We start from the raw sequence: 12,894 nt of genomic DNA, 5'->3' as shown, positions 1-12,894 counted from the left end.
ACGATTCATTCCCCGCACACTGTCTCAAAACATTTCATCTGCAAACGTTTGAGTGTTCCATCAGCTTGCATGGAACACATTGCCCCTTCAAGGGTATTGACCAGGTCCCTGTTTTTCTTGTTCACGTATGGAAACAGTTGCGTTCTTGAAACAACAAATGCAGGAACGATATGTTTCATGCTTTCACGACACTCTGGCTTGTTCTGCAAGGAGTTGAGAAGGACCTTGCTGACCAGTCCCGGTCCGGCAAGGTAGGCGGCAATTCTGTTCCTGGAAAGCATCATGAAGGCCTGCTCCGGGGCTTCCAGGGGAACCCTGTTTTTTTCCGGAAGCTCAGCCAGCAGGGAAGACGCCTTCATACTTCCACGACTGTACGCCACCACAAGATTCTTGTTGCGGACAACCTGCAACAATGTCTGCAGATCATGCACATTTGGGACATGCTCCCGATTCAGAAAAACAATATGCTCAACCGTGTAAATGGGGGTATGCAGACGAAGAAGATGTGCATAGCCGTCCGAAGCCAACCCGGCGATCCGTGCCGGCACCCCGTCCACATCTCCCCTGTTCGCTTCCACAAGGCAGCGTGCTCCGGGAAGCTCGACAATCCGACAGGCCAGGCCCGTCCGCCTGCTGATTTCCCGGAACACGTCCCGCAGATAGCGGGTAAAAACGGATTGGTTGACGGGCGTGGCAAAAATCAGCTCCCTTGTGTCTCTGTCCGACAAATCGGTTTGACAGGTCGCGCCCATCACGGTCCCGGCAAACAGCACACAACAAAAAAGCACCGTCACACAGGCCAAAGCAAACGCGACGCGTTGTCCGTTGCAGACTCTCTTGCCCACCAGGACACGCTTGGTACGTTTCATAAAATCCTTTCCGATCATGGGCCAAGACCCCGGCATGGGATGGCCCCCCAAGAGGCAACAACATAGCAGCAATTCCAAGGTGATGCCCACACATCCTGCCCAGCTTCGAGCCACCACCTTCATCATCCAGTCAATGCGAAGGGGAGATGCTAGCACACTCCATGCATTATGTTAACCGCGCAATCAGTATGCCACACCCTACCATAACACCCTACCATCACCCCTTAATGCACCCTTCGGGCCCGAAACAAAAAGATGGCACCTCCCGGAGGCGACAATGCCATCTATTTATCTACAACATGCCGAAATATATTTCCTTTTAAAAAACAATCAATACATAATGCTACATCTCGGACGGTTCACCCTCCCAGCTCCCTGGAGAACAACCGGGAAAAACCCGTAGTCCATTTTCATGACCACGTAGGATGGCAGGGGTGTTTCATGCTTGTTGTCGGGCCATGCTTCTAGGTAGTCGGTCCTGAAAAACAAATAATATGCTGAAATTAATTGATAATTACTCGGAAATAATGTATTTCAAATAACCAGATAATGTAGTGCTACTGTATTTTTTCTGGTCGAAATTCTTCCGAGGTCAACCTACGATGAAGTCCAAAAGTCCGAACCGTCAGCGCAGTTTTCTCTGTCCAGATTTGATTGATCAACTTGATCCCCGAAATTATCTGCTTGGCTTGGCCAAGGTCATTCCGTGGCAGATTTTCGAAGAAAGTTTTCAACCGCTTTATGCGACATCCGGTCGTCCCGCAAAACCTATTCGTCTGATGGTCGGCCTTCTCATCCTGAAGCAACTTGAGAATCTAAGTGACGAGCGTGTTGTCGAGATTTGGACACAGAATCCTTATTTCCAGGCATTTTGCGGACAGCAGCGATTCACTTGGAAACTGCCGTGCAATCCGTCTGAGTTGACGTATTTTCGACGTCGTATAGGCGAAGACGGTGTGCGCAAGATTTTTGAGGTGTCTGTCTCTTTGCACGGTGATAACGCCAAGGAGTCAGAAGTAGTCGTTGACTCTACCGTCCAAGAGAAGAATATCACCTTTTCCACTGATTCGAAATTGTTGATTAAAATCGTGGAACGTTGTCGCAAATTGGCCAAGGTTGAAAACGTAAAGCTCCGCCGCAGTTATCAGAGGGAAACCAAAAGCCTGCTGCGAACCATCCGTTTCAAATCAAGAGGTCGCAACAAGGATGATGCCCGCCGGGCGATTAAGCGATTACGCACCATCGCAGGGATCTTGATCCGTGAACTAAACCGTAAACTTTCGCCAAAAGCACTGGAAGCCAACAAGGAATCCTTGGATCTTTACGACCGGGTTCAACGTCAGCAACGCACTGATTCCAAAAAGATTTATAGCCTTCATGAGCCGGATGTTTCCTGTATCTGTAAAGGCAAAGCACATAAAAAATACGAGTTTGGAGCCAAGGCCTCCGTGACCGTGACCAAGTCCTCCGGCATCATTGTTGGAGCGCTGTCTTTTCAAGGAAATTCCTTTGATGGTCATACGTTACCGGATGTTCTTGACCAGGTCGAAGATATCGTTGGCAAACGTCCCGCCACAGCTATATGTGATCGCGGATACCGCGGAAAGCGCTGGGTCGGAGAAACATGCATTGAAATTCCTGAAGCTGGAAAAGTTTCAGGAAAAGCAAGTGATAAACATAAAGCACGAAAGCGTTTCAGACGAAGGGCCGCTATTGAACCAATAATAGGGCATCTTAAAAGCGATCACAGAATGTTGAGAAATTATCTCAAGGGCAAGATTGGTGACTCTATAAACCTTTTCATGGCCTGTGCAGCATTCAATTTCCGGAAATTTATCCGGATGTTGTATTTTTTTTGTTCCAATTTGATAAAAATTATAACATTTCAGAACTCTTTTAATACGCGATTGTGTTCTTAAATTCAAAAAATTAAATTTTTCAGGTTCGACTAGGTATCATCAGGCAGAACTTCCGGACTCATGTCGACGCAATCCTCACCAGGCTATGCCTTCCGGGGACAGCGATGGAGACAGCTCTGTTTCGGACATATTCTTCTCAAAGCCGGATGACAGTACACTGATCTCCATCCGCCTGTTTTTCCGCTTGTTGGCTGCACTGGTATTGGGAACCAGGGGAACCCCTTCGCCAAAGCCACGATCTGGAAATTGCGGGCATCAATGTTGGCATGGGTTGCCAGCCAGTCGGCAACCCGTCGGGCCCGACGCAAACTGAGCTCGAGGTTGTACCCGGCATCCCCGTCACTATCGGTATGCCCGGCAATGCGCACAGGCTTTCCCTCCAGCAGGGAATCATGCAGGGCCGCCCCAAGTTCTCGCAACATGGGCAGGGACGACCTGTCGAGCACGTCGGCATTGGTGGCGAACTGGATGCGCATCTGAACCCGGGGAACCTGATCAGACACATTGATCTCGACCATCTCGGTTCCCTTGTCTGACGGACACACACGCAGGGTCCGGACATTGCGCAATGCTTCGTGACCGCGGGAATCAACCCGGGGCGCTGCCGTCAATCCCTCCACTATGGCCTGCCTGTCCGAGGCAAAATAGTCTCCCGAAGCCCACACAGGCAGAGTCCACAACAGGACCATCATGCGCACAAACCATTTCATGCCAACCTCAGGATGATCCCGGGATCTCATGACTACCTGCCAGCACAGGACAATATCCCGGAGTTTTTCAAAAAATGTTCCGCCATGAACGTTTCCGCATTTTACAAGCAACAGAAAACACCTCATTTGTCTCCTGCACGCAAGCACCACCACGTGCCGTCATGACAAGGGCATGCATCAAGGCTTGTCACGTCCATCATCCCATCTAACATGGCAAGAACAAGCATACCCGTGAATCTGTTGATGCCATGGCAGATTGTCATGCATTGCTATCGTACACGAGCAAATATATTCTGACCAGCAAAAAAGAACCCGGTTCCCGGAAACCGCATGGATGCAACTGTGCAATTCGAAACAATGTTGCCCGGGAACAGCGCATCCGCCAATCCTGACCAGCATCACCTGGACCAACGAGAACCCCTCATGGCTGCCAACTTTCCGGTGTTGGGCATGACAACCGACTGAACAATGCCCTTGGCCGGAACATTCCGAAGAGGCATACCATGGTGGATCCGATCCATCTGTTGCGTTCCGGACAACGACCAGGCCTGCAGATCCCGAAGCCCCTCCAGCCTGGCGAAACGGTCACCGTATGACATCCATGCGGCAGAAGCGGGATGCGGATACAACGCATTGCCGGCACCACGCATAGGAAATGCAAATACATTTGCATCGTACAATTGACAGAGCTTATTTTGCCGTTCCCCATTGCATTTTTGTGTTCTTTGACATAACAATCGGTCATAAACACGATTTATTGCAGTTTCCAGAAGCATTTGCCCACAGGACAACCCAAAGGGCAATGCATTCTGACCGGTTGTTTTCAGGATGTTCTCACTCTTACACAAGGGGGAAAAAATGACGTGTCTCAACGGGCTTGGAAAGGGATGTGCCGAAGCACACCTTGCCAATGGAGAGGTTTCACGGCGTGATTTCATGAAATTCTGTGCCGCTGTGGCCGCAGTCATGGGAATGGACGCTTCCTTTGCGCCACAGGTAGCCGAGGCGCTGACCATGAAAAAACGGCCTTCGGTGGTCTATCTGCACAACGCCGAATGTACCGGGTGTTCCGAAGCGCTTTTGCGCACAGTGGCTCCCTATATCGGGGATCTGATTCTCAACACCATTTCCCTTGATTACCACGAGACCCTGATGGCGGCTGCCGGTCAGGCCGCTGAAGAGGCACTGGAGCAGGCTGTTTCAAATCCCGAAGGATACATCTGTGTCATTGAAGGAGCCATTCCCACCAAAGACAACGGCATCTACGGCAAAATCGCCGGCCACACCATGCTGGAAATCTGCAGCAGAATCGCTCCCAAGGCCAAGGCGGTCATCTCCATGGGCACATGCGCCACGTTCGGCGGTGTCCAGGCTGCCGCCCCCAATCCCACGGGTGCCAAGGGCATCGGCGATGCATTGAAACACCTTGGTGTCAAGCCCATCAACATTTCGGGCTGCCCCCCCAATCCCTATAATTTCGTGGGCACCGTGGTCCATCTGCTGACCAAGGGGATGCCCGAGCTGGATGAATCCGGGCGACCGGTCATGTTCTATGGGGAAACCGTCCATGATCAGTGCCCCCGGCTACAACATTTTGAAAACGGCGAATTCGCCCCATCCTTTGACTCCGAAGAGGCACGCAATGGCTGGTGCCTGTATGAACTGGGTTGCAAAGGGCCCTATACGTATAACAACTGCCCCAAGATCAAATTCAACCAGACCAACTGGCCCGTTGAAGCGGGTCATCCCTGCATCGGCTGCAGCGAGCCCGATTTCTGGGATGCCATGAGCCCCTTTTACGAAGAGGCATAACCACCTGAACCCGTGCATGAACCCTGGCCAAAGGTTGTTTTACCGGGCCAAGAAAGGTTCTGCATGGTATTGCATCTTGTTGTCCCTGGTGCCAGGGGACGATGGCTTGATGACACGAATCGTGTCGCAGTCCTCGAGTGCGTTCCCCGGTACCTGTCGGCAAACTGAAAAGGATTCATATTTCAAGGAGGATTCATAATATGTCCGGTTGTCATCCCAAAGCCGCTCCAGCGGCCGTTGCCACTCCCAAGGGCAATTTCAGCGGCCCTATTGTCATTGATCCCATCACCAGAATCGAGGGCCATCTGCGCATCGAAGTGGAGGTGAACGATGGCAGGGTCACCAAGGCCTGGTCCAGCGCCCAGCTTTTCCGGGGACTGGAGATCATTCTCAAGGGACGCGATCCTCAGGATGCGCAGCATTTCACCCAGCGCACCTGCGGCGTGTGTACCTACACCCATGCCCTTGCGTCCACACGTTGTGTTGAAAACGCCCTGGATGTGCATATTCCGGAAAATGCCACCCTCATCAGAAACCTGGTCCTAGGTGCCCAGTATCTTCATGACCACATTGTCCACTTCTACCACCTCCACGCCCTGGACTGGGTGGATGTGGCCGCTGCCATAAACGCCGATCCCCTCAAGGCGGCAAAAATCGCGGCCCAGAATTACCCGGGCAAACATACGGCCGAGGAATTCCTGGCTGTTCAGAAACAGCTCAAGGCCCTGGTTGAATCCGGCCAGCTGGGCATTTTCACCAATGCGTATTTCCTGGGCGGACACGAAGCCTATTATCTCTCCCCCGAAGTCAACCTCATTGCAACGACCCATTATCTCCAGGCCCTGCGCCTGCAGGTCAAGGCCGCACGCATGATGGCCATTTTCGGGGCCAAGAACCCCCATACCCAGTTTACGGTTGTGGGCGGAGTTACCTGCTATGACAGTTTGCGCCCCGAAAGAATCAAGGAATTCGAAGACCTGCATGCCGAAGTCAAAACCTTTATCGAACAGGTATATATTCCCGATCTTCTGGTCATCGGGGGTGCCTACAAGGATTGGGCTTCCATTGGCGGGTGTACCAATTTCATGAGTTTTGGTGAATTCCCCACGGATGAATACGACCTGGAAAGCCGTTATTTTCCTCCGGGCGTGATCATGAACCGGAAGCTGGGCAAGGTGGATCCCTTTGAACCGCAATATGTGGAAGAACATCTGGCCCATAGCTGGTACAAGGGCAGCAAGGCATCCCATCCCTACGAAGGGGTTACCGATCCCCAATATACCAGTCTGGAAGACAAGGAGCGCTACTCATGGATGAAGGCGCCCCGGTACAAGGGCGAGGCCATGGAAGTCGGTCCCCTGGCCCATATGCTCATCGCCTACAGCCGGGGACACCAGCCCACCGTGGATACGGTGAACATGGTTCTTGGCAAACTGGGTGTTGGCAAGGAAGCGCTCTTTTCCACCCTGGGACGGACCGCGGCCCGCGGTATCGAGACCCTGATCACTGCCCGGGAAATGGAAAACTGGATCATGCAGCTCAAGGGGAACCTGGCTGCTGGCAAGAAGGACCTCTGCACCAAGTGGGACATGAAAAAGGAAGCAAGGGGTGTTGGTTTTGTCGGTGCACCCCGCGGCGGGCTGAGTCACTGGATCCGTATCGAGGACGGCAAGATCGGCAATTTCCAGCTGGTTGTGCCCTCCACCTGGAATCTCGGCCCCCGTTGTGCCGCCGGGAAGCCCAGTGCTGTTGAGGAGGCCCTCATGGATACGCCGGTGGCTGATGCCGCGCGGCCCGTGGAAATCCTGCGTACAGTGCATTCGTTTGATCCCTGCATCGCCTGCGGCGTGCATGTGATCGATTCCAGAACCAATGAAGTCCACAAGTTCAAGATTCTGTAAGAACATCTCTCCCCCGGCAACCCTGTTGCCGGGGGAACCAACGCAACCACAAGGGGAACCGTGGTGACTGCAGCCTCAAACAAATCGCCTCGCATACTCATTCTGGGTGTGGGCAACATCCTGTTCACCGATGAAGGTATCGGTGTCAGGGCCGTGAATTATCTCATTGAAAAATACGCCTTTTCCGACAACGTGACCTTGCGGGACGGAAGCACCCTGGGTATTGAACTCATGGACCCCATCATGCAATGCGACCAGCTCATCGTGCTGGATGCCGTGCTGGGCAACGAACCGCCGGGCAGTATCTACCGGCTCACCGGGGATGATCTGCGCAAGAGCATTTCCTTCAGGAACTCCATGCACCAGACCGATCTCGTGGACACCCTCATTTTCTGCAAGCTGGCAGGGCATTGTCCCCAGGCGGTCATCATCGGCATGGAACCCGAGGATATGGAAACCATGTCCATCCAACTTTCACCCACCTGCACCAGGAATCTTCCACTCATGGCGGATCGTGTTCTCCAGGAAGTCCAAGATGTTGGAGGAACCTTCCGTGAACAGGATCCCGGTGTTGCCCATGGAGGTAGCGTATGTGTCTCGCAGTTCCAGCACAAGTAGAATCCCTTGAAAACGGTATTGCCCGCTGCCGCGTCGGCAACGGCCAGACCTTTTTGCAGGCCTCAACCATGCTTTTGGAAAGACCTCCCCGGGTGGGGGAATATCTCATTGTGCATGCCGGTTTTGCCCTGCATATCCTGGACGCCCAAAAGGCCGAAGAATCCCTCCAACTCCTTCGGCACATGGCTGAAGAGTTTCAGCTTGTCGAACAGGAGTACAACAAGCAGAAAATGGAAGACGACGATCTTGCCTACCCCCGCTGATCCCCGGACATGACCAAAGCGTCCATGCCGCCAGCATCCCGCTTGGGCGCGGTTTCTCCGTCTTGACGGCATGGTTGCGGCCTGTCCGCCCACAAAGCTGGCACTTACGCCTCGCGCGCCAGAGTCATGAACCCGGTGCCATCACTCCTGTACCGGGTCGACCTTTTCATCAAGCTCCTTGAGCTGTTGTTTGGTCTGCTCAAGGTCTTCTTTTGCCGCCTTTTTCTTCTCCTCCTCCAGATCCTCCTTCAACAGGGTTTCCAGTCTTTCAATTTCCTGACCCAGACGCTGTTTCCTGTTCTCCAGTTTTTCGGCCTTGTCCGCCTTGTCAAAGGCAATATCCTCGGGAGAGGCATCCGTCTGCTTGGGCGTCGTCATGGCCACGTTGGAAGGAATGACCGGTGTTTCCGCCCCCACCTGCCGCTGGTTCATGTAGGCAGGTGACAGGATTTCAATGCCCTGGCCATGCAGGGCATCCAGAACGCACCCGTAAAGGGTGGAACGCACGGAAATGAGACGTTTGGGTTCATCAAGAAACCCGGACACGCGATAGGTTACGGAAAAATTGCCCAATTCCATGATATGGACAAAGGGTTCCCGGAGCCCGCACGTGGAGGCGGCTTCTTCGAGCAAGCGCTCGATTCTCACGTGATCAAGGTCGTAGCCCAATGAAAGGGTTGCCGAGATGATGGTTCCGGAACTGAGGGTGGCTGCCACGGGATTGCTGATGCAATAGGTATTGGGCAGGGCAATGAGTTCACGGGTTTCCGTCTGGATTTCCGTATCAAACAGTCCGCGTTCCGTTACCCGCCCGAAATGATCGCCAATACGGATGAAATCACCCACGCGGAACGGTTTGGTGATACGCAGCAGGATCCCGGCCATCAGATTGGAAATGATGGTTGTGGACGAAAAGGCGAGCATACCGGAGATGACAATCCCCACCAGGCCGATCAGCTGATTGCGCGAACTGTCGTTGATCGGCAGGGCCAGCACGGATGCAAGAAGCCCCAGAATGGTCAAACCGAGCATGATCAGCTGACGGGAAAATTTGCGCTCATTGCCCAGTTCGGCCTGCCGACCAATGAGCAACCAGTGCGCCGCCCACAAAATGCCCACAACAGCCGCAACAACGCCCGCAAAAGGCACGAATGCCATGATTTGTTCTAGCATGTATCCCGACTCTCCCTGAAAAGGTGCATGTCTGTCCGGCAAGGCTAGCATTGTTTGCAGCAATGGCAAAGGGGTTTTGTCCATGTGTCCGGCGCCACGTGTTGCACAAGCGTTTGGTGCGCACCCATCCTTCGGGCTTTCCGCAGGCACTTCCCGCCTTCCCTGGGCCGACTTGCTTCGCCCATGTACCACGCACCCGCACTTCCTGCAGCAGGGTCAGAACGTCTGTTGCAGAGCCGTCTTTCTTTTTTCCGAACAGAAAATTGTTGACTCTGTGCTCACAAATGCAAGGAAACCCTTGCTACAACATGCGGTTTACGCTACGGGTCAGGGTAATATCTGTTATGAACCGTGCACCAGGGCTGCCCGTCACTGTTTGATCAGCAACCTTGATCCGCAACTTTCCGGGGGAAATGATGAAAAAATTCAGTCCGTTTTTATGGATCATCATTGGAATCGTCATTGCCTTCCCGCTTTTCAGCATGACCTACTACACCATGGTCAGAACATCGACACCGAGTTTCTGCGCCTCCTGCCATGAGATCCGCTGGGCCTACAACACCTGGAAAACATCGACCCATGTGAACAATGATCAGGGGTTCGTGGCCGACTGCATGGACTGCCATCTTCCCGCTCCCCATGACACCATCAACTTTTTTTACATGAAGACCCTGCACGGTCTCAAGGACGTGTTCGTCCACCTGACCATGGACGGCCCGGAAGACTATGACCATGCCAAAAACAGGGCCCAGGCCTATGCCTCGTTCAAGAACAACCAGTGCCAGAAATGCCATCGGAACATTGCCTATCTGCCCAGGAACCGGGGAGCCATGCTCGCTCACAAACAGGTTCTTTATCCCCGACCGGGCTATGAAAAAAAGTGCGTGGACTGTCATTACGACCTCGTCCACAACGACAGGACGCATTACGACTTCAAGACCTGCCAGGAAGGCGCATCCAGTCTCTGATTCAATCCGCACGCCTTGTCCCGGCTCGATCATCACGCAACCATCTTTGCCAAGGAGGGTTTTATGACTGGCCGCACCAAAACAGGATTCGTGTTTGCGCTGCTTCTCATGGTCTGGATCGCACTGCCAGCTGGTGCCCAGATGGAGAAGGTCAAGGAATTTCGCATTGAACGAGGCATGTCTCAACAGGCCAAGGCGTGCATCGAATGCCACAAGACGGAATCTCCCGGCCTGTTTGTGGACTGGGCAAGCAGTCGCCACGCCAGCGCCAACATCACGTGCATTGACTGCCATCAGGCCGAGGAACACGATCCCGATGTATCAGACGTCCACTACAAGCAGTACCAGCGTTCGGACAACCCATGGGGTACCAAGAAATACCGGGTACCTGTGGCTGCGGCCGTCACTCCCAAGGACTGCTCCAGGTGTCATCCCGATGAAGTCAAGCAATACTCCCGAAGCAAACACGCCAATACCATCGAAATCATGTGGAAAATCGATCCCTGGCTCAACAAGGGCATGAACAGCGATTGGGAACGCACAGCAGGGTGTTACTATTGCCACGGAACCATCCTCAAAAAGACAGAGGACGGGCGTCTTGACCCGTCCACCTGGCCCAATGTGGGCGTTGGCCGGCTGAACATGGACGGTTCCCTGGGAAGCTGCTCCTCCTGCCACACCCGGCACAAATTTTCCGTGGAAGAATCCAGAAAGCCCGAGGCCTGCGGACAATGCCATCTCGGTCCCGACCATCCTCAAATAGAAATCTATACCGAATCCAAGCACGGGGCCATTTATGACGCCTTTGGCCATACCTACAACTGGTCGGCTGCCCCGGGAACCTGGACGGCCGGTGTGGACTACAGAACCCCCAGCTGCTCGGCCTGTCACATGTCGGGTTCGGGTTCGGTCATGACCACTCATGACGTGACCGAACGCCTGGGCTGGGAGCTCCAGGCGCCTCTGACCGTTCGACCTGAGGATTTCAAAGCCTTCCCCGCCCAGACAAACGGTGTTGCGGAACAGGAAAAGATGAAGGCCATCTGCATGCAATGCCATGGCAAGAGTTGGGTGGACGCCCATTACGTCAAGCTGGACCGGGCTGTTCAGGAATACAACGAGGTGTACTTCAAACCGGCCAAAGCGATGCTCGACCAACTCTATGCCAAGGGCATTCTGGACCAATCACGATTCTTTGACGAAAAACTGGAAGTGGAATTCTACGAACTCTGGCACCATGAAGGACGCCGGGCGCGCATGGGTACGGCCATGATGGCCCCGGACTACACATGGTGGCACGGATTTTACGAGTGCAAGCACCGGTTCAACAACTTCATGGCCGAGGCCCGCCATCTCCTGGAAACAGGAACCAAGGCGGTCATGTTCAAGGATTTCCCCAACGCCAATGGCGATACCACAAGACCGCCGGAGATCTTCAAGCAAAAACAGGGCAAGCCCTCGGCAGAGTAATATACTCCCGGTTACCCGAAACAACCTTACCGACATGACGCACCAAAAAAGGCGGCCCCTTGCGGGACCGCCTTTTTTGGTGCGTCTGTGTATGAATGTGGTGCGTCAGGAGGCATTGGCCGTGGCCGGAGCTCCTTCACTGCCCGCCCCCTTGCTGCCGGAAAAGCCGAGCAAAATGGGACTGGCCACGTAAATGGACGAATAGGTACCCACCACAACGCCGATGAGCAGAGCAAAGGCAAAATCGTGAATCACACCGCCCCCGAAGAAATACAGGGCCAGAATCACGATGAGGGTGGTTCCGGATGTGAGCAGGGTACGGCTCAAGGTCTGGTTGATACTGATATTGATGGTGTCGCCCAGGGTTTTGGCCGTCTTGGCATGAAGATTCTCGCGAATACGGTCGAACACGATGATGGTATCGTTGAGGGAATACCCGAGAATGGTCAGCAGGGCCGCCACAATGGTCAGATCGAAATCCTTGTCCAGCAGGGAAAAGATACCCACCGTAATGGTGATGTCGTGAATAAGTGCCACCACGGCCCCCAAAGCGTAGTTGAGCTTCAGGTACCAGCACAACCCAACGGTAATGATCATGGCCGCCACAATGAGATAGGTCATGGGCATACTCAAAAGCTGCAGAACATATATGCCCGCTGCCAGCCCGGCAGCCATGATCCCGGCGGTCATCCACCGCTGTTCGAACCGCCCGGAGATATAGATGGCAATGAGCAGGACCGCGTAGAACAGGGCCTCAAGGGCCTTGGAACGCAGATCAGCACCCACCTTGGGTCCGACCATTTCCAGCCGCTGGATTTCAAAGGCCTTGCCGTCAAGCCCCTGGGTCAGGGCCTCCTTGACCTGGTTACGCACGTCCTCGGCCTTGATGGTTCCCTGGGAGGTGCGCATGAGATACTCGTTGGCCTCGGCATCACCGAACCGCTGTACGGCCAGTCCGGGAAGATTGAGAGGCGCCAGAGCATCCTTGATTTCACTGACATCCACACTCTCCTGAAACTTGGCCTGCACGACAATGCCGCCGGCAAAATCAATCCCGTACTTGGGTCCGCCCTTGATCACCAGGGAGGCCAATCCGATAAGGATCAGAATCCCGGAGAGGACGAAAGCAATCTTCCTCAACCCGATAATATTATAATTGGTGTCTGGCTTGATTATCTGAAGTCCCATTTC

At 53.7% G+C, this 12,894-nt stretch carries 11 protein-coding genes; 7 read left to right on the top strand and 4 right to left on the bottom strand.

Annotated elements, in window-relative coordinates:
- Nucleotides 1-5 precede the first annotated feature (5 nt).
- Complete coding sequence (locus DPF_RS12955; RefSeq protein WP_176724269.1) at nucleotides 6-869, bottom strand: substrate-binding periplasmic protein; 864 nt, start codon at nucleotides 867-869, stop codon at nucleotides 6-8.
- 602 nt (nucleotides 870-1,471) lie between these two features.
- Between DPF_RS12955 and DPF_RS12950 the strand changes: the two genes are divergently transcribed.
- The gene (locus DPF_RS12950) at nucleotides 1,472-2,788 is read left to right on the top strand and encodes an IS5 family transposase (protein WP_069860082.1); all 1,317 of its coding nucleotides are present in this window, start codon (nucleotides 1,472-1,474) and stop codon (nucleotides 2,786-2,788) included.
- An 83-nt stretch (nucleotides 2,789-2,871) separates the two neighbouring features.
- On the opposite strand, the gene DPF_RS12945 is transcribed toward DPF_RS12950, so the two are convergent.
- On the bottom strand, nucleotides 2,872-3,498 hold the full coding sequence (locus DPF_RS12945) for an OmpA family protein (RefSeq protein WP_176724268.1): 627 nt from the start codon (nucleotides 3,496-3,498) through the stop codon (nucleotides 2,872-2,874).
- Between the two features lie 858 nt (nucleotides 3,499-4,356).
- Between DPF_RS12945 and DPF_RS12940 the strand changes: the two genes are divergently transcribed.
- The 4 genes from DPF_RS12940 (at nucleotide 4,357) to DPF_RS12925 (ending at nucleotide 8,092) form a co-directional block, all read left to right on the top strand.
- Nucleotides 4,357-5,310, top strand: a complete 954-nt coding sequence (locus DPF_RS12940; RefSeq protein ID WP_069860080.1) for a hydrogenase small subunit — start codon at nucleotides 4,357-4,359, stop codon at nucleotides 5,308-5,310.
- Between the two features lie 200 nt (nucleotides 5,311-5,510).
- Nucleotides 5,511-7,211, top strand: a complete 1,701-nt coding sequence (locus tag DPF_RS12935; RefSeq protein WP_069860079.1) for a nickel-dependent hydrogenase large subunit — start codon at nucleotides 5,511-5,513, stop codon at nucleotides 7,209-7,211.
- 63 nt (nucleotides 7,212-7,274) lie between these two features.
- Entirely contained in the window at nucleotides 7,275-7,829 is a 555-nt protein-coding gene (locus DPF_RS12930; protein ID WP_069860078.1) for a HyaD/HybD family hydrogenase maturation endopeptidase, read from the top strand.
- Complete coding sequence (locus tag DPF_RS12925; RefSeq protein WP_069860077.1) at nucleotides 7,802-8,092, top strand: HypC/HybG/HupF family hydrogenase formation chaperone; 291 nt, start codon at nucleotides 7,802-7,804, stop codon at nucleotides 8,090-8,092. Before DPF_RS12930 ends, DPF_RS12925 begins: the two co-directional genes overlap by 28 nt.
- A gap of 141 nt (nucleotides 8,093-8,233) precedes the next feature.
- Here DPF_RS12925 and DPF_RS12920 read toward each other — a convergent pair whose 3' ends face one another.
- A complete protein-coding gene (locus tag DPF_RS12920) occupies nucleotides 8,234-9,265 on the bottom strand; it encodes a mechanosensitive ion channel family protein (RefSeq protein ID WP_069860076.1) in 1,032 nt (343 codons plus the stop codon).
- A gap of 416 nt (nucleotides 9,266-9,681) precedes the next feature.
- Between DPF_RS12920 and DPF_RS12915 the strand changes: the two genes are divergently transcribed.
- Both DPF_RS12915 and DPF_RS12910 read left to right on the top strand, forming a co-directional pair.
- A complete protein-coding gene (locus DPF_RS12915; protein WP_231702183.1) occupies nucleotides 9,682-10,233 on the top strand; it encodes a NapC/NirT family cytochrome c in 552 nt (183 codons plus the stop codon).
- A gap of 63 nt (nucleotides 10,234-10,296) precedes the next feature.
- Nucleotides 10,297-11,703, top strand: a complete 1,407-nt coding sequence (locus tag DPF_RS12910) for a multiheme c-type cytochrome (RefSeq protein WP_083254736.1) — start codon at nucleotides 10,297-10,299, stop codon at nucleotides 11,701-11,703.
- Between the two features lie 105 nt (nucleotides 11,704-11,808).
- Here the strand turns inward: DPF_RS12910 and secF are convergent, their stop codons facing one another.
- Entirely contained in the window at nucleotides 11,809-12,891 is a 1,083-nt protein-coding gene (gene secF / locus DPF_RS12905) for a protein translocase subunit SecF (RefSeq protein ID WP_069860075.1), read from the bottom strand.
- Nucleotides 12,892-12,894 lie beyond the last annotated feature (3 nt).

This window comes from Desulfoplanes formicivorans (genome assembly GCF_001748225.1).
GTDB lineage: Bacteria > Desulfobacterota > Desulfovibrionia > Desulfovibrionales > Desulfomicrobiaceae > Desulfoplanes > Desulfoplanes formicivorans.
This window is presented reverse-complemented; position numbering and strand designations above follow the sequence as displayed.